The 20,270-nt window shown below is 36.5% G+C and carries 18 protein-coding genes; 8 read left to right on the plus strand and 10 right to left on the minus strand.

What is annotated here, in order from left to right; genetic code table 11:
• Positions 1–94: 94 nt before the first annotated feature.
• The 5 genes from FTRAC_RS15820 to FTRAC_RS15840 all read left to right on the plus strand — a co-directional run bounded on the left by FTRAC_RS15820 (position 95) and on the right by FTRAC_RS15840 (position 6,726).
• Positions 95–2,506, plus strand: a complete 2,412-nt coding sequence (locus tag FTRAC_RS15820; RefSeq protein ID WP_013455279.1) for a WG repeat-containing protein — start codon at positions 95–97, stop codon at positions 2,504–2,506.
• A 150-nt stretch (positions 2,507–2,656) separates the two neighbouring features.
• A complete protein-coding gene (locus FTRAC_RS15825) occupies positions 2,657–3,775 on the plus strand; it encodes a hypothetical protein (RefSeq protein ID WP_013455280.1) in 1,119 nt (372 codons plus the stop codon).
• A 229-nt stretch (positions 3,776–4,004) separates the two neighbouring features.
• Complete coding sequence (locus FTRAC_RS15830) at positions 4,005–4,817, plus strand: SH3 domain-containing protein (RefSeq protein WP_013455281.1); 813 nt, start codon at positions 4,005–4,007, stop codon at positions 4,815–4,817.
• Positions 4,818–4,916: 99 nt separating this feature from the next.
• Positions 4,917–5,741, plus strand: a complete 825-nt coding sequence (locus tag FTRAC_RS15835; RefSeq protein ID WP_013455282.1) for a hypothetical protein — start codon at positions 4,917–4,919, stop codon at positions 5,739–5,741.
• Between the two features lie 232 nt (positions 5,742–5,973).
• Complete coding sequence (locus tag FTRAC_RS15840; protein WP_013455283.1) at positions 5,974–6,726, plus strand: hypothetical protein; 753 nt, start codon at positions 5,974–5,976, stop codon at positions 6,724–6,726.
• A gap of 305 nt (positions 6,727–7,031) precedes the next feature.
• Here FTRAC_RS15840 and FTRAC_RS15845 read toward each other — a convergent pair whose 3' ends face one another.
• From FTRAC_RS15845 to FTRAC_RS15880, 7 genes are all read right to left on the minus strand, one after another.
• Entirely contained in the window at positions 7,032–7,217 is a 186-nt protein-coding gene (locus FTRAC_RS15845) for a hypothetical protein (RefSeq protein WP_013455284.1), read from the minus strand.
• 328 nt (positions 7,218–7,545) lie between these two features.
• A complete protein-coding gene (locus FTRAC_RS15850; RefSeq protein ID WP_185094414.1) occupies positions 7,546–7,764 on the minus strand; it encodes a hypothetical protein in 219 nt (72 codons plus the stop codon).
• 1,357 nt (positions 7,765–9,121) lie between these two features.
• A complete protein-coding gene (locus FTRAC_RS15860; protein WP_013455286.1) occupies positions 9,122–10,303 on the minus strand; it encodes an aldo/keto reductase in 1,182 nt (393 codons plus the stop codon).
• A gap of 160 nt (positions 10,304–10,463) precedes the next feature.
• Positions 10,464–11,720 (minus strand): DUF418 domain-containing protein, encoded by a 1,257-nt coding sequence (locus tag FTRAC_RS15865; RefSeq protein ID WP_013455287.1) that lies wholly within the window; start codon positions 11,718–11,720, stop codon positions 10,464–10,466.
• A 94-nt stretch (positions 11,721–11,814) separates the two neighbouring features.
• On the minus strand, positions 11,815–12,438 hold the full coding sequence (locus FTRAC_RS15870) for a flavodoxin family protein (protein ID WP_013455288.1): 624 nt from the start codon (positions 12,436–12,438) through the stop codon (positions 11,815–11,817).
• A 32-nt stretch (positions 12,439–12,470) separates the two neighbouring features.
• On the minus strand, positions 12,471–13,325 hold the full coding sequence (locus tag FTRAC_RS19635) for a DUF4440 domain-containing protein (protein ID WP_221405908.1): 855 nt from the start codon (positions 13,323–13,325) through the stop codon (positions 12,471–12,473).
• A 37-nt stretch (positions 13,326–13,362) separates the two neighbouring features.
• Positions 13,363–14,460, minus strand: coding sequence for an alpha/beta hydrolase (locus FTRAC_RS15880; protein ID WP_013455290.1), 1,098 nt, complete (start codon positions 14,458–14,460; stop codon positions 13,363–13,365).
• A 236-nt stretch (positions 14,461–14,696) separates the two neighbouring features.
• Between FTRAC_RS15880 and FTRAC_RS15885 the strand changes: the two genes are divergently transcribed.
• Positions 14,697–15,593: a helix-turn-helix domain-containing protein gene (locus tag FTRAC_RS15885; protein WP_013455292.1), complete on the plus strand. Its 897-nt coding sequence runs from the start codon at positions 14,697–14,699 to the stop codon at positions 15,591–15,593.
• A gap of 31 nt (positions 15,594–15,624) precedes the next feature.
• On the opposite strand, the gene FTRAC_RS15890 is transcribed toward FTRAC_RS15885, so the two are convergent.
• The 3 genes from FTRAC_RS15890 to FTRAC_RS15900 are packed head-to-tail and all read right to left on the minus strand — an operon-like array spanning position 15,625 to position 17,236.
• On the minus strand, positions 15,625–15,810 hold the full coding sequence (locus tag FTRAC_RS15890; RefSeq protein ID WP_013455293.1) for a hypothetical protein: 186 nt from the start codon (positions 15,808–15,810) through the stop codon (positions 15,625–15,627).
• Positions 15,794–16,456, minus strand: coding sequence for a DUF5675 family protein (locus FTRAC_RS20175; protein WP_013455294.1), 663 nt, complete (start codon positions 16,454–16,456; stop codon positions 15,794–15,796). Before FTRAC_RS20175 ends, FTRAC_RS15890 begins: the two co-directional genes overlap by 17 nt.
• Before the next feature lie 9 nt (positions 16,457–16,465).
• Positions 16,466–17,236 (minus strand): hypothetical protein, encoded by a 771-nt coding sequence (locus FTRAC_RS15900; RefSeq protein ID WP_013455295.1) that lies wholly within the window; start codon positions 17,234–17,236, stop codon positions 16,466–16,468.
• A gap of 1,062 nt (positions 17,237–18,298) precedes the next feature.
• Between FTRAC_RS15900 and FTRAC_RS15910 the strand changes: the two genes are divergently transcribed.
• Both FTRAC_RS15910 and FTRAC_RS15915 read left to right on the plus strand, forming a co-directional pair.
• Positions 18,299–19,333 (plus strand): hypothetical protein, encoded by a 1,035-nt coding sequence (locus tag FTRAC_RS15910; protein ID WP_013455297.1) that lies wholly within the window; start codon positions 18,299–18,301, stop codon positions 19,331–19,333.
• A 122-nt stretch (positions 19,334–19,455) separates the two neighbouring features.
• Positions 19,456–19,824: a hypothetical protein gene (locus FTRAC_RS15915; protein WP_013455298.1), complete on the plus strand. Its 369-nt coding sequence runs from the start codon at positions 19,456–19,458 to the stop codon at positions 19,822–19,824.
• The last annotated feature ends 446 nt before the right edge of the window (positions 19,825–20,270 follow it).

The raw sequence follows: 20,270 nt of genomic DNA on the forward strand, positions 1-20,270 counted from the left end.
CCTTTTAAGCATCCATTTGTAGTTAAAGCCTAATTAATTATATTTAAATTCCATAACCAAACGAAATCACATAATCATTGACTATTCCCAACTTATGACAAAGTATTTTTTATTTTCAATCGTAAGCTTTTCTTTACTCTACACAAGTTGCACAGAAAATTCTAATCAATCTGAAGAGGAATCAATCTCAGAAACCTCCCTGTCATATGTTGAAAAAGATACCTCTTTTGTATTAAAGCAATTCGACCCCAACCAAATATGGCCTTTTAAAAGTAATGATAAATGGGGGTATAAAAATAATGAAGATGAATTCGTAATCAGACCTATATTTGATGGTTGTGGCTTTTTCTCAAAGGGTTTTGCCTGGGTGAAAGAAAATGAAACTTATAAAATCATAAATAATAAAGGAGATTATATTGATAAATCTGCAAGTTTTGACGCTGTAGGAAAAACCAAAGCCGGTATAATACCCACAAAAAAGGGAAAATTATGGGGAGCTGTTGATACGACAGCTAATCAAATCATAGAGTATAATTATGAAGAAATAAAGATACTGGATAGCAATTTAGTATTAATTAAGAAAAACAGAAGCTGGGGTCTTATAAACAGAGTGGGGGAGGAAGTCTGTCTTCCCGTGTACGATAGAGAAATTGTTTTCGAAGATGGTCTTGCCATTGTTACAAGGAACTATCGTGATGTAGGAATTATTAATAAATCAGGAAAAGAAATTGTTAAATGCCAGTACGAAGATGTAGCGATAATTAATGATTCAACCTTTCGAATTGCCGTAAAAAGTAATCGCAGCCAAAATAGCTACGGCCTAATTGTAAATGAGAAGATTAAGTATCCTGCAGAATATAAACGAATAGCCTCTTTCCAAGACAGTCTACTGGTGCTAACGAAAGATAGCATTTCCGGTATCCTGAACATGAAGGGAGATACCATAATGAATTTCAAGTATTCCGATCTCAAACCCGGAAACACCAACATACTAGCTGCCGAGGCAAATAAAAAATGGGGGTATATCAATATTGATAGCGATACTATAATCGATTTCAAATTTGATGAAGCTGACCCATTTAGAGGTGACCTAGCAATAGTATATAATGGTCCAACAGATCGCTATACATCAAAACCTACTAACAGTGCTTTGATTAATTTCAAAGGGGATATAATACTTCCCTTTGAAACAAGAAAATTAAAATTCTTATCTGCCAATCTGTTGATGAGGTATAAATACAATTACAATATTAATCTTTACAAGAAAGATGGAGCCCCAATCGATTCTATTTACTACGACAGTCAGCAGTTCAATTCACCGGAAGATCCCATAACAGGCTACCTGGAAGATGAGATTGAATTTTACAAATTCACAAACGGCTTTGCCATTATTGGACATAAGGGCAGAATGGGAATGGTAAATGAAAAAGGCGACATTGTGATCCCATTAAAATACCATCACCTGGAACCCATGAATGAATATGGTTATACAAAAGCTCAGTATCTGGATAAATACGGAATTGTAGACAGCGAAGGAAATGAGATTGTACCGATAGGATACGAACACATTGGTTACGATGATGAAAACGATTTATTCTTTCTACAGAAAGAGGATGACAGTAGAGACTATGGAGACAGATTAGTAAATGAAGGCTACTGGAATTATGAAGGCGAATTATTGAGCAACTCTCCTCTAAAATCACCAAAGGTTTACGATTTAAAAGAGCAGATAGGCAAAATAAGGCAAGCTTACAACAACATTGAAAGTGAAGCTAAGCAGTCAAATTTCTCTACATTCAAACTAGAGAAGGGTAATATCGAAATGAAAAAAAGCTATAATAAAATAATCGTAAACGATAGCGCTAAAGGAATCCAATACGAAAATTTTTATAATTCAAGCCTCAATAAATACGGTCCTTTTTTCATTTTTAAAGTAGAAGGTGAAAAAGAAAACAGGTACTATTATCAGCATGGTAGGATTATTAGGTGGTTAGATAAAGATAAAAAGGACAGATTAATTTCAGATGCGATATACTCTCCCGAGCATGATGAACATGTGCGAGCAAGAAGGTTTAAGTCAAAGGGAGAGAATAAAGAATTAACAGAAAAATATGGATTAGATACTGTCAGGAATAAAATTGACAGTTTATGCACCTTTATTAACGAAAACATTGCTAAAGGCATCTATAAAAAAGGGGATACCAAAAGTAGATCGATGGGCGAATACCAAAGGTTAGAGGAGGTTTATATAGATTCACTGCAAAATGTGATGTATAAGCTTGATGCAGGTTCTGATGAGGGCGGTAGTGCGAAGGAAGAAGAATTTTATTTTAACGGTGAATTAATCCGGAAATACTCCGATAAAAATTACTTTGATAATTCGGACAATGTACCAGATGCTCAGTGGGTTTCAGGGCAATATGCAGTCACAAAATACTACAATAATGGAAACTTAATTTTCACTGAGAAAACAGAGAATGGAGTAATGACAATCAAAAAGAATTAAGTCCCAAATACTTGTAATTGGTTGACTGTGTAACTACCTCGACCTTATCTTATACAAGTCAATGACTTTGTAAGGTTTTGGTTGAAATATAAGCGCTGGGTGGGGATCCAGCGCTTTTTTAATTTTACAATTATAAATATTTAGCCCTACATGAAATTAAACTTTAATATAAAACACGATTTATCTCTCCTAGCCCTCTTCATCACCTTTGGAGTTTTAAACTTACTTCCGCATTCATTAAAATCGCAATCAATTGAATTTAAATCAGTAGAGTTCCCCAATGACTCCCATATTCCAATAGCAGTAGGTACAAATGAAAAATTGATCGAAACTATTAATGAAACCATTAGAAATGAATTTAATATCAGTAGCCTAGATCCTGAAAAAGTTGAAAATTTCAATTGGGTTAGTTTATTTCACGATATAGTGGTTGCAGAAGATGTAGCAAAAATTGCTTTTAGTGGAGAATTAGAGACAAACACCATATACTATATTGATAGAGAATTCTTTGTAGATCTCGAAACTGGAAAATTAATCGATCCTACATTTATTCCATTTCATCAGTTGTTTAAGGCAGATTCTTATTTTAATTTTTTAGAAAAATATTGGTTAACAGGGATCAAAGAAACAATAAAGGAATTTGAAAAATGTGCAGGAAAAGGTTCCTTACCTTATTGTAGCTTTTATGATATACAGTATGGCCCCACAGACAATAACACTATTTTGCTTTCATTGAATGATGATGACTGTGTACCAAGAGTAATTCAGGCATGCACTCCTTCCTATTCAAACAGTATACTGTTTGATAGTCTAAAGAATAATCTCAATGATTATGGAAGACAGGTTCTTATTGATGATCAATACTTGTCAATGAACCGAATTGAGAAGTTAGCATATTCACATAAAACACTTTCCTTAGCTCCAAAAAACATATTTATTACAGGGAAAATCGATAACAAATACGCTTTTAAAATGGGGCTTCAGATTAAGAAAGACAATACGATTTCAGGTAGCTACTATTACGATAGCAACAAAGTTGCACTTCAATTAAATGGCTACATTAATGATGGAGAAATATATCTCAAGGAAAGTCATGATGGAAAAATCACGGGGAGTTTCAAATTTAAAATTTCAAAAAACTATAGCTCAGACGCCATAAATTATAACGGTAAATATTTAACAGGCAATTGGTCCTCTCCAGATAAATCTAAAACTTATACCATAGATTTTGAGGATTTGATAGCAGATAAAATAGCCAACAATTACTAATGATAAATACTATAAATTCAGATATAGCTGCTAAAGTGCTTGGCTATAACCTCTGTAATTGAGCCCCGCTGGCTTCCCAGCTTATGCCCAAACATTTCTCTCCAAAACCTCTTAAAATCACATCATTTTTAACTAAGTTTAATTTATCAACTAAAGTAAGTATCAAAACCATAAAGAAAGTGCACCAGATCTGCAGTAAATGCTATAGCCAATAATTAATGATATAAGTATGAAACGAACCATATTAATTTTATTAATCTTTCCACTGTATTTATATAGCCAAGATAAAGCTATAATTAATGATCCAGACGGCTACACAAATGTCCGGAATCAACCTGCCGGTAATGTCATCGATAAAATATATGAATATGAAATTTTTACTGTGCAGTCAAAAGAGGGGAGCTGGTGGTCAGTTAAGCTATTTAATGGTACGACTGGATATGTTCACAGTAGCAGAGTGGAAATAATAGATGTTAATAATTGTTCCTGGTGTTGGGAACCGAATTTACATATACCAACTGCAAAAGGAGCGATTCTGGCAACAGGTTACCGTCCTGAACGCCTCAGTAAAAATAAATACGTAGTTTCAGAAACTAGAATTGGCTTGACCAATGAGGATCAAAAACTAATCGAAGTTAGAGCCGCTGATCACGCAAACATAGTGATTAGAGAGGATGAAATTATGATTGAATCATTGGTTTGGTTGCCTAAAGACGATAGTTGGAAGATGGGTTTTTTACCACTTAAGAAATTCATTATATCAAGAAATGAGCCCTTAGATTTAAAAGAATCGATGGTTTTATCTCCAGCATGTCAATCCTCTGAAGTATTGCAAAAATTCCTGTCCGAATATGTTGAGAACCCACCCTCAAATGCTGGTGAATTTGAAGGAGCAATGTATAAACTTTTTATGGCAGCATTAGCAGGTTACCCAGAAGCCAAAGAGAAGCTTAAAAATCACGATTTTGTTCTTGATGGTTATCTTCAAATTGACCACAGTAAATTATTAAAATATCTTTCCTATTACGAAGAAAATAAATAGGCCATAACATCAAGTAAAGTTGTGGCAAATATGAAGTTTACCATTTACTTCACGCAAAAGTGTCTGCTTATACCAAATCAGTAACCACTCTTTATATTTATGAGACAATTCACAACCGTATTTTTGATCATTTTTATCTCAGCTCATTCATTTGCTCAGGGAAAGTGGTCAATCGATCATGAAATAATATTTGACAGATATATAGTTTACGAAGGAGCTATAAATAAAAAATACCCAATCATTATGAGGCTTGAAGAATCCAGTGAAGCTTGTACCAATATGGTAAGTAAATGGACTCCAAGATTAGTTTATGGTTGGTATATGTATAAAAAAATTGGCAAGAAAATCCCCTTAGTGGGATCCGTTTGTTATACAGACCAATGTGAAATCTCTAAAAAACTATTCGTTCCATCCGACCCAATCAATTATTCATTCACTGGTGAATGTCAAATAAATGAGTTCAAAGAACAGTTTATTCAGCAGAAAGGCCATCAAGACTTTTTGTGGAAGCAAAAAGATGGAGATACCTATCCTGTCCGAATAAATGTAAAACATGAATATAGCTGGAAAACGACTGCAATATTGAAGTTTCAAATAAATGACTTGTCCATCTCAGAAATCAATTTAACTCAACTATCAAAAAACGATTATATAGAGGGAATAAAAATAATTTCACAAAAAAGGGTTTCTGGTAAGTTTCATATATTGCTTCAGTATTATCATCAATCAAATCCAGGTTCGTATGGACATGGATCTTGTGGTGCTGGCTTAGAAGAATATGCTGCTCATTTAACTATAAATGAAAGGTTTGAAATTGAATCTTTTGACAAACTTTTATATATAAGTTGTATCAATAGCATTTTTGAAATTAAAGCTCCATACAATGTAGAAAAGCCAGAGCTTGGTCTAATCACTAAAGAATAAATATAAACCTCTTTGAAAATATTTACTATTCATTAGGCTAAGCCCAGCATTCAACCTGATGGCGCAAACTTCCCAACTTGTGCCCAATCATTTCTCTCCAGACCCCTTAAATTAAAGTCTTTTTTAACTAAGTTTATGTTAGAAAGAACACTTGAACACAAAACTGCAGTCCAGTCAAATCCACCTTTGAGAAGCTTTAGCATTTCGTTGGTGGTAATTAAAATTCACTGTTATGAAAACTTTTCTACCTTTTCTAATTGTCATGTTATCAATCTTAGGTTGCGGGAAAAAGCCAGAGAAAGCTGCCCACGAGGTTATCAATAATAACATTGAAAAAGAAGTTCTTGTTCAAGAAAAGGCCAGTATAGAAGTAAAAAAAGAACCTAAACTGGAAATCTATCACCCAAAAAATATTGATAGCTTAAAAATAAATGAAATCAATAGTTATCAAGATTCACTTTTAAAGGTAAGGGATAGTTTTTATCTAATAGAAAAAGACCATCAGGATTTTGAATGCTTTAAGACGGACTCTATCTATTTTACTGAAAAGAAAAATATAATCTTAAATATATCTCGTTTTGGGTGTTTAGATGAAGAAAGTTTAGTTACCAAAGTATATTCAGAAAATGAATTGGTCTATTTTAGTGAAACGAAACTAGGTGACCTAATAATGCTAGAAAAAAAAGTAATTTATTTTAACGAGCGAAAACCAATACTTATAACAAATTATGAATATGATGTTGATTGGACAAACAGAGTTATTATAGATTCAACTACTAAATATTTGAAACCTGAGAATTTGAAAAAGCTACAGTATCAGAGTGACAGCTTTACTGCTACGATTTTTTCAGAAATTGATTCCCTTCAGGATTACAGGTCTAATACAAGCGATTCGCTTGTCATTTATAAGGATACTGTATCGTATGAGCAAAGTTCAATAACTTACATTATGGATTCTATCAGTTATAATAAATTGGTTAAATGAACTACCGCCACCACCACAATATACCTTATACAGGGTAAGGCATTAAAATAAAATTGTGTTCATTTAATTTAGCTTGATACGGCTATAAAAGAAAGTACCTCGAAACCTGGTACCAAACTAAATGCTTCACGTCTTAATCCTATAATACATTCTCCGATTGCCCATTCCCCCACCATGCACATTGCCTAATTTCCCTACATCCAGTGCTCACTCCAAAAAATTAGCCAAAGCCCATGGCTCCCACAGCCGAAAGCCTTTAATTTCCCTAAAGGGTAAATCAAAGGCCCTCAGATAACCTTCCGCACTTACCCGCACAATCCTTCCCTCATAGCTTTTGCTTTTTTTCTGTTAAGCAGATAAAGAGGTAAAAAAGCAAAAGGAAGCGGTCTTTTTGGCTCCCAAGCCAAAAAGTTGTTGTTTGATATACCAGCCGCACTGCCAGGCACTATGGTGTGCTGCACTTGGGCTGCGGCAAAGGGTCTCGCCAGCATTGGCTTCAGGCTTTAAATAATTGTTGATTTATAAGGTTTTTAAAGCCAAAAGCCAACCCCTTCGGGGCAAGTGCTGTCATGCCCCTTGCAGCTTAGCCCAAGTGCATCACGGCAACCTACCTGGTCTGTTCCTTTAAAATTCCGTAAACTCCATTTAAAAGTAACATCCCCCGGTTGCCAGTGTTAGGCTCGCCTGCGGGCGCCCCCGGGCTTCGGCTTGTCATGGTTTTTCAAAAAAAGCTGTTAGAATTTAATATTTAAACGGCTACAGCTTTTTTAACTAAAAACCACGCCAAGCCTTGCTCGCTCCGTTACTCTCCGCTCATAGCTAGCCCCCGTTTCCTTCGGTCACTCTCGGTCTACCACCCGGGGTCGCACTCGCAGACGGCTCGACACACAGCGGATTGCAAACCATTCCGTAAACTCCATTATTTGCAACCGCTCTTCCTGCGTTCACCCTCCCACATCTGCCCGCATGGGTGCCTTGATCAAACTGTTGTGCTAATACGATAGGACAGCATTCCACATCCATTCCCAAATTCCCCACCACCCGTTTAAGGTGCGGCTTTAGGCCGCATTGAGTTTGCCCCAGGAATTTGGACGCTCTTAATTTCCTGATTCAGATAAATATCTTTTCAAAAATAAAATAAAAGAGGAAAGCAAGTTAGGGTTGAATTGCTTTTCGGCCGCAAGTCCAAGCCTTTCAGGTTTTTTAAAAAATCTCCTCCGCTCACCAGCGGAAGTATTTTCCAAAAAAGACTTGCCCCCGAAGCGATTCACCCTAAAAGAAAAGCTTTCTCTTTTCTTTTTTTTTCTTTTTTTTCTTTTCTCTTTTGAAAATATTTCCCTGTGGTGTGTAGGTTATTCGATAGGTATTTTTCTATAGATACAGATCTGTAATTTATTTTTAACAATAATTATAAATAGTTTTTCCTATAATAGCACTCTAATTGAGTTATCATTACCTTTTTAAAACAATAGAAAGTGTAGGAGTATATAAAACATCTTTCAATACAATTTTTCGAAAATGCGCTACCTAATTTTATCAATAACTATCATCCTGTTATTATCAATCTATATACTGTCAATCATAAGAATAAAGTATGTTCTTAGACATTTTATTTCCAATTTTTCTACTTTAATGAGAAAAAGAAGATCGGGATTTTCAGTAAAAAAAAGAGTGAACTTGTTAATTAAAGAAAGCGATTTAAACTATGAAAACAAACACGTTGAAACTCTAATCAGATTAGAATATGCTCAGATAATAGTTTCAATACTGTTTTTTATTTTTGCCTTTGTCAGTATGTATTTATTTATGGAAAGATAAATATATTCAGAGGAGGTAGCTTTCCAAAGCTAAGTTTCTGCCATAATGCTCAAGTTCTAAAACAGCTCTTTAACGGCTTTTCTGCGACTCGACAGTGAAAAAATCAATCCAAACATAGTGAAATTTACAGGCATGCGGATGAGAAAGATGCAAGAGTTCGCTTTGCCGGCTACAAAAAAAATCTCCTCCGCTTACTAGCGGAAGTATTTTTTATGTGCCGCTCTTGCATCTATCTCACCGGTCCTGTGTGGATGCGCACTATGTTTAAATTAATTTTTAGAGTGCGCATCGCCAGCCGGTGGTTGGTGGCGTACATTCGTCTTCGTCCAGCGTTTAGTTTAACGCGGTTTCGTGTTCAGTCTGAAGGTTATTATTTCCTTCGGTTTTTGTGGTTTGAGATTAATTTATCGCCATTGCCGTTTTAGTTTTATTGCCTGGTGGGTTTAGCCTGCCAGGTTTTTATTTTTTTGTTAATTCCCCTGAAGATTGGACATAAAAAAACCGTAGCTAAAAACTACGGTTACTTGTGTAAAAATAGAAAGCCACAAGGGACGTTTTATTTAATGGTACAATACTCTTATTTTTTCGGTGCTTCCACACCCATAGCTGTCATTACACCTTCTGCATTTTGTGCACCTAAAATCTCAATCTTTGCTAATCCTGCATTAAACTCTTGTAGCTCATCGGATGTAAATGAAATGTCATTCGCTCCGATATTTTCTTTTAAATGTATAATATTCGAAGTTCCAGGAATTGGAACTACCCAAGGCTTTTGTGCTTGCAACCAGGCCAATGTTATTTGAGAGGCTGTAGCGTCTTTCTTTAGACCCCATTCCTGAATGTAATATAACATTTCAAGATTTTGAGGTATATTTTCAGGTGTTATTCTTGGTAAAATAGCGCGGAAATCACCTTCTGAAAATCTCGAGTTTTCATTGATAGCATCTGCAAAAAAGCCATAACCTAATGGACACCAAGGGACAAAACCAATACCTAGCTCTTCGCACAGCGGCAACACTTCGGCTTCTGGATTCCGCGTCCATGGAGAGTATTCATTCTGAATAGCAGTTAATGGTTGAACAGCATGCGCCCTGCGAACAGTCTTCAAACCTGGTTCAGAAAGCCCCCAATGCCTGATTTTTCCTTCTCTCATTAAATCCTGGATGGTACCTGCTACATCTTCGATAGGCACATTTGGATCAACCCGATGTTGATAGGACAAGTCGATATAATCTGTCCTTAATCTTTTGAGTGAGCCTTCCACTGACTTGCGAATGGTTTTAGGCCGGCTGTCTATCCCTCTTCTTTGACCGGTATCGGGATCTACATCAAATCCAAATTTAGTCGCTAACACCACGTCCTTTCTAAATGGCGCCACTGCTTCTCCAACTTGTTTTTCATTAATAAAAGGCCCATATACTTCTGCTGTATCAAATAATGTAATTCCCATTTCATAGGCTTCTCGGTAAATTCGATTCACATTAGCCTGTTCACGTGGTCCTCCAGTATAAAAGCCAACAACAGAAAGTCCGCCCAAGCCTTGAGCTGACACTTCCAGAGACCCTAGCTTTCTTTTACCCTTTTTGAGTGGATGATGCTTTTTTTCATTAAGAATACGTGGCTTATTGGCAGTTTCCCCTGAAAAAGGTGAAAGTGCCAGTCCTGCACCAGCCAAAATAGAAGTAGTTAAAAAATTTCGTCTATTGAAGTCTTTGTTTTTTACTTCGGAATCGTTTTCTCTATTTTTATTATTTTCCATGACTTTAAATTTTATATGTCTATTTTACTTTTTCCGAGACATTTGATATTTATCCCAGATATTAAATAACTACACTCTATACAGTTTACTTACTGATTTAGCACTCAATTTGAAAGATGAAATACAAATCACAATAAACTTTAAAAGTTGTTCAACGGTATCAAGCTTTCCTTTTTAGGGGTTGCCATTTTAAGTACGTTCCCGAACGCCACAACCACTCTAGTGGACCGTATAAAAAATACTTCAACCATATTCTGCTTAATAGAATTTGGAGAACAAAAATGATGATGCCGAGTACAAATAATTCTGTGGCACCCCAACTACTGAATACACACCCAAAAGCCCAAGCAGAAAACAAAATGGCTCCAATAACCCCTTGCATTTCATAATTAGTCAGTGCCATTCGACCATAAGGAGATAATACGTCAAGATATTTGCTAAAACTGCTGGTATTATACAGAATAATAAATCCCATCCCCAAAGCAGCTGAGAAAAATACTAAATTGAGATCTCCCAAAGTTTTAACCACCAACATCATCGCAGGTATATATTCATCACCCGGTCTCATTAATGACCGCACTTCTACAGCAGGCAAGAGGCTTTCAATCCAATTCACGAAAAAGGAAGCAACTGCAAAACTGACAAACATGAATAGGTTCCGTCTTTTTCTTTCCCCCACAGTCTCAAAAAAGCGGATTCTACCCACAACCAATCCTAATATAAACAAGGCAAAAGTAACATAGCCTCGCCCATACATACCAAATTGATAATTCAGCTTCCCTTCAAATCTTTCAGCATAATTGTGCTTTACAGAATTAATAAAAGAGGGGTTTTGGATATGCGGTGGAATTTCCCTTGCTTCAGGAGAACCGCTTTCAGTTGGGTTTTCTGCAGTTTGCTCTTTCAGATTACTATTATGAATGCTAGACTGGATAGCTCGAGGCGTTCCAATTAGCAGAAGAGCAGCCACCAGTAGTAAACTCCAGTTTCTCAGAGAATAAAGAGGGATCAATAACAGTCCAAAAACGGCATATATGGAAATGATTTCAATACTGTAAAATGAATGGCCAACTACTCCAATCAGTAACAAAATGAACATCCTCCATATAAATCGCTTTCTAAAATCTACCCCTTTCTTGGCTGCCCTGTCCATCTGAATAAAAAAACTGAGTCCGAAAAGAAAAGCAAAAATATTGATAAACCTGCCCATAATCAGGTTGCTGCCAATCCATTGAATCACTTTATCCATTTCCGGAAAGCGAGATTGAGCTTGATCAACTGAAACTTCAAATATTCCGAAATTTTGCAACATATGCATCAGAATAACACCCAGAAGGGCAAAACCCCTTAATGCATCTAGGACTGTAATTCGTTTTAAAGGTTGGGTTAATGTGGTGGGTTGACTTACATTTTTCATTTTGATACACTATTTTTATATAACAAATGTAGTGTCCTCAATTCATCTCTTACTTATACAGACTACAGCTTAACCTACCAATTTTACTGTTATACTACTTCATGATCTGAAGGCTTTCTAGCCAATCCTTCACTTCACCTTTTACTTCCTTGCGTTTTTCACCCTCCATCACAAAATAGATTCCGTCTCTTTCTACTCCACCTTTGGTCGAATAGCCTTCCAGAATAGTACTCTCAGGACAAAGCTCCTTTACGGTATTAAAACTACTTCCAACTCCATACCCAGCATTGGTATTAAATGGGATGACTGTTTTACCACTAAGATCATATTTGGTCAAAAAGCTTTTCATTGGTGGAGGTAATTGCATATCCCAAGTAGGAAAGCCAATGAAAATAATATCATACCGTTGAATATTTTCGATTTCCGTTTTAAGAGGCGGTAAGTATCCTGTTTCATTTTCTTGGTCTACTTGCGCTACTATTTCATCATAATCTTCCGGATAAGGGGTTTTCAACTCCAATTCAACAATTTCCCCACCTACTTCCTCATAAATCATCTTGGCAACAGCCTGAGTATTATTCGTTCTGCTTAGGTACACTATTAGCACATCATCAGACTTATTTGCTTCATTCACGCTCTTATTATCTTTAGCCTGGCTGCAAGCACTAATAGGTATAATGAATAAAATACCGACCAAGAAATAATTAAGAAATTGCATTACACTATAGTTATTGATCCTAGTCACTTCAATTATTTACCACTATCGCCACCCAAGAGTTTTGTAAAGGAGAGTGCGCTCAGCTTCCAATTTCCATCTTCTTTCACATATACCTCAGTCACTTCGAAAGGGTTGGTGACTTCATTTCCACCGACTACAGCTAAAAGTGTGATGTTATTCAATAGAATGGCGGTGTTGCCCATTACATTAACCGATACTTCTTTGACATCTGCTTTCTTATACCAAATACCCCCACTTTCAATCACACTAAGTTCCTTCTCCTTGCCCCAGCTTCCTCCCATGTGGACGAAGACTGATTGCTCATGAAATAAATCATCCAGTTGACCTACATTTTTATCCGCCATCCAATCCCATTTCTTTTTGGATAAATCCATGATTTCCTTTTCTACATTTTTTGTATTGGATATAGTCAATTCAATACTATTAAATTCTTCCTCCTTTACCGGTTCAAGCCATTCTGTAGGTTCATTACCTGTAATGGCAAGGTAAGTAACACCTGTGTTAGGGGTGGCCGCATGCCAATGCGCTACTCCAGCTGCGCAGTGCACTACATCTCCTTTTTTTACAGTTTGCACTTGCTTTCCTCTTTCCTGATAAAAACCGATGCCTTCAGTGATAATTAATTGCTGTCCGGCAGGATGCTTGTGCCAATCGAGTTTTGCTCCTTTAGCAAATACAGCTTGTACGATACTATAATCAAAGGTTTTATCAGCATCACTTACATGATAGAGCCAAACATCCCCAGTGTGGTGTACATTAGGTGCTTTTTCTCCTTTGGGAAATGTTGAATCATCTTGCGCATTCAATTGCCTGCAAAGCAATAAACTGAATAGAATAGCGGAATAACTTATATACTTTTTCATCATAACAATATTTATATTTCAATTCGTAATGTATTAATACTTAATCAAGTCCTTTTTCTTGTAGCCAATTGAACATAAGTTCGGCAATCTTTTCATTGTTTAAATCTGACATAGGGAAGTGGCTATTCCCTTTAATTCCAATATCTGGCAAATATATCAGGGTCACATCACCGCCATGTTTATTGACTGCATTGCTCCATGTCTTAGCCATAGCCAATGCTGCCCTCCATTGCTCTTGTCCTGGATATTTCACAGGCTCAGTTGGAATATAATCACCGTAATAAATAATAATCGGGATTTGTGTTAATTTCTTGAAATCCGACATGGGAACCCCTCTGGCACTTAACTTTCCACCAACATATGAAATGGGGTCTGGTATTTCATTTTCAGGAAAAACAAAATTACTGCCCGGCTCATAGGAGACAATGCCTTTTATATTATCATTTTGAAGTGCGGTTAACCATCCCTGACCTCCACTATGCGAATGAGTTACCAATATGCCAGCACCAATTTTATCAAATAATGCGGTTACTGCATTGATGTTAACTTCTATGTCGAGCGGGCCAGTATCTGGTGTAATCTGTCTGTAAAAATGGTTTAAAGCCAGTGAATCTTGAGGAAACTGGCTTCCTTTGAAAAACTCATTATCAATTCCCAACCGGAAAATCCCAAACCAGAGCTGATCATCAGGTTTGGCTGTAATAGTAGTGGGTTCTGTACTTCTCCCTGCTTTTCCTCTCCTCGGTTGATCAATTAAATAAACAGGAAACTGCTTTCTTAGAAAAATATTCTGAAAACCTTCTCTGCCATCTGGGGTAGTCTCCCAGGTTTTAGCTGATTGCCCGTAACCATGCCAAAATATCAGTGGCAGCTTACGTTTATCTTGTGGGATTTGATAGAATACATAAGCGTGATCACCATGCAAAGTCTGTCCTTCTGAAGCTTGATTGGAAGGATTAAAATAACCATGATTTATTGGGTCAAAGGTGCCTGAAGCTTTTACAATTTCACCACCGACCATAAAACTACCTTGTTCCTCAATAATTAAGGGTTGCTTTTGTGCATGACTTGGAAAAACGATCATCATCAGAACCACAGCAAGAAAAGCAAAGAATGAAATGTTATTTTGATAGTGCATAGTATCCTTTTTGGTTAACAAGCATAATTTACATAATTAATTAAGAAAATTTTGTTCGTCAATCATTAGCCAAGTCCTTAACTTCAATTATCAATGACAGCTACTACAAATTTGAACCTCTTCTTAATGAGATTACTTATACAATCTACTGCTATTCTTACCAATTTTACGGATTCAGCAATTGAGGCGCAGGAATTAAAAAAGTATTGTATTAGTTTTGATAAAAAGTAGTTGTTATGGACGAGATACAAAAATTTGAAACTGTTAGCCAATACAATGCATACAACAATCATGAAACACTACACCCTCTGGTTACAGTAGTGGATTTTTCAAAGGCTGATCCAAGGTATCTTAAAAAAACATATTTCGGCCTGTATCTTGTACTCTTGAAAGAGGTAAATTGTGGAGATCTAAGATATGGAAAACAAACTTACGATTATCAGGAAGGCACTTTGATATTCGTTGCACCGGGGCAGGTCATTTCAATTGATAATAACAACCAACTCTATCATCCCAAAGGACATGGAATTGCCTTCCATCCAGATCTTATCAAGGGCACTTCACTGGGCAAACACATTGATCTCTATTCATTTTTTAGCTATAATGTAAATGAAGCCCTGCATGTTTCTGAACGCGAGCGAAAAATGGTCATGGATTGTTTTTCCAAAATCAGCTATGAACTAGAGATGAATGTTGACAATCACAGCAAGAAATTAATTACCTCTAATATTGAATTGCTCTTAAATTATTGCGATAGGTTTTATGACCGCCAGTTCATTACCCGTGACAATGTGCATAAAGGAATTTTGGAAAGGTTTGAAACTTTACTGAATGCTTACTTTTCTTCTGACAAACCCGAAACTATTGGCTTGCCTTCTGTAGCTTATTGTGCTGATGAACTCAACCTATCATCAAACTATTTTGGTGATTTGATTAAAAGGGAAACTGGTAAATCTGCTCATGAGTTTATTCAACTAAAATTAATTACAGTAGCAAAGGAAAGAATATTTGATCCTAATAAATCCCTTAGCCAAATTGCTTTCGACCTGGGCTTTAAATACCCACAACATTTTACTCGCGTTTTTAAACAGCATGTAGGCGTATCTCCAAAAGAATATCGGAATTTGAATTAACCCTAATTCGATTAAAAACAAAAAACCGTAGCTATGAACTACGGCCTTTCTTCTTGATTTTCTTGACCACCCATTTCATGGCCAAGGACATACAAAAACTAACTAATGCTCCTACAGCTGCCAGAATACAAGTTTTGATGATATCAGCACTTTGCAAATTGACCAGCACCGTAAGGATTGTTCCCCCAGCTGTGCCTGCCTTACCGTGGACTTGCATCTCCCTTGTTTTTGACCTCAGGCAGTGGAGGAATTTTGACCTCATTATCCACTGTCACCTGACTTACTGCAGTCAGGACACTGGCACCAACGGTCAAATATCCTGCAACGGTGATCAAGCCAGCTGGCAATGTGATGGGCGCTCCTAAAAGAGCGCCTCCAGCAGCAGCCAATATCAGACCGACTGTCCGCAATTTTCTAAACAACTTTGGAGTGGGCTTTTTAACTCGTTCTAAAATATTCATAGCTGATTTCTCTTTAATAGTGATGTAAATATGATTTTGCTTCTCTTGAGCCTCTTCAAAGACTTCCAAAAGCCTGTCCATGGCTTCACTCGATCGGATTCCTTTTCCTATTCCTGTTAGCTCCGAGACTGGTGCAATACAGCCTTCCAATTCTGTCCTAGCATCATTCGCAGGATGGATTAAAATCCAACTTCTTCCAGGAACACTTTTCAATATCAGATGAAATCCCCTCTCATGGGTAATCCTTTTTTCAAGTAGGTATTTACCTTCTGGGATACAACTAATAAAAGGCTGATTCTCCTTCCACGGAAGTTCAATAGTATGGCAGATTTTTTCACTGCCATACCTCAAGCTCCCATTGGTTCCGCTGGACCTATAATTTCGAATAAGTTCAAAACTCATTTCCAAATTCTATAAAGGTCCGGGAATAGTATTGTCAATCTCTACCAAGGCAAGAGCATTGTACGCACCGTTTTTAAGCGGGTACATTGTCCCGTTTACTTCCTGCAGGAATTCCACCCCAAAAAGTAAAAAGATTGGAAAATCTCCTGTTGTAGGAACCGTAGCGGTCAAGTTGATAGCTGATTCCGATTGAGGACCAATAGCAATATCACTGCTTTCATCAGTGTCCAAGTCGAACGATTCACCTTCAAAGTCCACTTTACTTGCAGCTACAATCAAGCGCATATGGGTAGCCCCTCCAGGAGCAGCAAAAGTATTCTGAGGAATAAACCCCGGAATGTTTACCGTTGCCTCACCACTTGCACGATCAATGGCAGCCGAAAAAGGCGCATACATGGTTGCATTAAGCTTTCCGTTTTGATTAAACTCAAAACCCTTCAGCAGCTCAACATCACCTTCACTAGCCGTTCTTTGTCCTCTATCGTTGGATGTATCGCTTTTCACGACCTTGACCATTTCTCTGGTCATTCGGCTGGCCACTCTACCATCAGCCGCCTTCAAGAGTAGAGGTCGAACAGAAGTTCTCAAAAGCCTTCCAGCTTTTCCAGCCCTCCCGAATTCAGCGCCATTTTCCCGAGTCCTCTGGAAAGCAGGGTCATTCTTCATACGCTCTTTGTCAATTCCGCCTTTTTCCCTGGCCAAGTAGCCATCTTTCGTTTTGTAGAAAGACAGATCCCCGATCTTGCCTTTCAGTTTGATTATACCTTTTTGTCTTGCCATAATTGATAAATATATTTGATGAGTCACCAAAGTATTTCTCAAATGAGCGTTTGTCAAAAACTGACTTCCGATAAAGGTTGTGTTGTCTTAATTGGCAATTATTGTCGCTAAAGCTTTCAAGAAATTGGCTATATTAGTGTATAGCATCCTTATGGATAAAGTATAGATAAAGTATGAAGTCATGATATTGAAAAGAACCGTCATATATCCAAAGGACATACAGCGCATCACGGGTAAGAGCGAACGCACTGGAAGACGAATATTAGAACGTATAAGAGAACAAAAAGGAAAAGAGAAGCATCAGCTGATCACCGTTTCCGAGTTCGCAGATTACACCGGAATAGATGCTGAAACAGTCCAAGAATACCTCACCGATTAAGCCAAATTTTTAGGTTCTAATCCAGAAATTTTCCCGCCTTTTATTCATAAAATTTGCCCTTTTTTGCGTATATTTAGTATAACAAAGAAACGTTCTTTGGCAGTTTTAGCTTCAAAAAGAGCCGATATTTGGTGACAAAAACGATTAAATTTTTAGTGCCCTATTCGTGCCCTTTTAAACCATACAAATCATAAGTAACTGAATATCAGTTTTAAATAAGGTTTTAGTGTGGTCCAGGTGGGCCCACTTTCAGAATTTATCTGAACACAAAAAGCCTTAAATCTTATGATTTAGGGCTTTTTTGTGTCATTAGCCGAAATCCTCCTCAACCGCTACAGCCATTTCACAACCAGTGGAATGATTACCCCTGCCGCCACAAACCTTAATCCTGATGAACTTGAAAACCTTTACTGAAACAGAGTGAGGTCTCGGATGATAGAAATGTTTAATCTGATACCATTTAATTCAAAAGACAAAATGTTCTGATGAGATTAAACATTCATAAGTGCAATAACAAATAAAAAACACGCATAAATGTTTAATTTGATTGCATTTTATTTTACAGATAAAAGAATTTAATGCAATAATTAACACTTTGCTTTCATCTTGTATTGCCAATAAAGTAAAGAAATGTACTTTTATTGCTAACTAAAGTAATAATGTTTACTATTTAAGATAACCATATGCAGAATTATGTACGAAAAGAAATATTTAAACTAGCAACTCTTCCATTATTACTGCTCTTTGCATGTAAATCAAATTTGAATAATGATATCATTAATGTAGGATGGGTCAATGAAAACGGTAGAACAGCCTGTTATTGGATCGGAAACGAAAGGGTAGATTTGGTTAATAGTTCAGAAGGAGCAGCTTACTTAACTGATTTACAATTTAAAGATTCCGTTTTTTATTCATGTGGCACTTATTCTAATGGCGAGCGATTAAATGGTTTTTTTGCTATTAACGATAGTATAATTTATCTGGATGGAAAGGTTAAAAGCGAAATTCATTCTATAAAGGTTGTTGATGATACAGTTCTTTTAGTTGGTTTTTTTAACAGTAAACCTGCTTTTTGGAAAAATGGAAATAGGATCCTCCTTGAGAATTCTGACGATTACTCAGTTGAATCAATGTACACTTTCAACAAAAACGTCTTTATTTCTGGATATAACCGTATAGAAAAATCTGTATGTTTTTGGGTAAATGGTGTTAGAGTCGACCTTAATGACGGTAGAAAGACATATGAAACAGCAAATAATATTTTTGTAGACGAGTATGATACTTTGATAGCAGGTAGTTTTATTAAAGGAGAATTACTTGACAAAGCTTGCTTTTGGAAAAACGGTAAAAGAATCGATTTAGCAAAAAACTTAAACCTTTATTCATACGCAAATTCAATTTATAAAGATAATAATGATATATATGTTGCAGGGTATTTTGGCAAAATAGACCCTAATTCTTCAACTTATAAAAAAGTAAGACAGGCATGTTACTGGAAAAATGGTGAACTTCACACCTTAGAGTCAGAAAATTCAATTGCAAAATCAATAATGGTAAAAAATGGGAGAGTTGTAATTGGAGGATTTACGAGAACCAAAAATAAGACTACTCCTTGTTATTGGATAAATGGGAAGAAATATGACTTAGAACCTTGGCTTATAGGCTATGAAGGCTTATCAAACTCGTTATCTATAATTTCTAAGAAGTATAATGAGTAATAAAGCCAATAAGGATCCTAAACTATAGGTAAAACTCCAAGAATTAATGTAATTTAAATAGCAAACAAAATTATCATTAAGTAAAATTGGTAGATGACTGGCAGGATTACCAGTTAATTTAAATGAAACTTCAAACACAATACATCTTTATAATACTTTCTTTTCTTGCTGCATGCACCACTTCAGCCGAAAAAACAACTGAGCTTAACGATCCAATCTTTCGAGAATGTGATTCCTTAATTGAAAAGGCAAGCTTGGATTTTGAAAACGGGATAAGGGATTATACAATAATGGGAACAGTCTACGCCACCGAATTTGAGATGTTCTATTTTGAATACATGAAAGAGCATCATGACGTAACCATAAAAGCAAGTTGTGTAATTGACTTCCCTAGAGAATGTTACCAGTCAGCAATGAACTCACTAATCGAAAAAGAATTAGGCGAGGATATAATAGAAAAAACTAGAAAGGCAGCGAAGGAAGAATTTTAAATTGAAGAAGCTCCTACAACCTCGACCAGAAGCTAGCAGATTCAAGCCTAACTAAAGCCACTAACTTAACCAATCATAAACGCCTAACCCTTCCTTCAGCTACACCTGGATAAAATGCGTTTGACGATTTTCATCCGTGCAATTTGGTGCAAATTCAAATCCTACCTCCTCAGCATCTCAATCTCCTTCTCCTTGGGAGAGGGACTAAGGATAAGGCCTAATTTCCTTCCCTTTCGGGGTAGGACTAAGGATAGCTTGCCAGCCTTTGGCAGTGGGATGCCACCATATCCGAAACTCTCCATAGCACAAAAAAGATTTACAACCCTAATTACAGCCTATTCAAAACCTGCTTTTGGCATTCAAATCAAAATTCATCTATACCTGTGACCAATTCTTTCCAAATAAAAACAAGATTGAATTCACAATCGTTGATACAGGAATAGATT

The sequence above is a fragment of the Marivirga tractuosa DSM 4126 genome (assembly GCF_000183425.1).
GTDB lineage: Bacteria > Bacteroidota > Bacteroidia > Cytophagales > Cyclobacteriaceae > Marivirga > Marivirga tractuosa.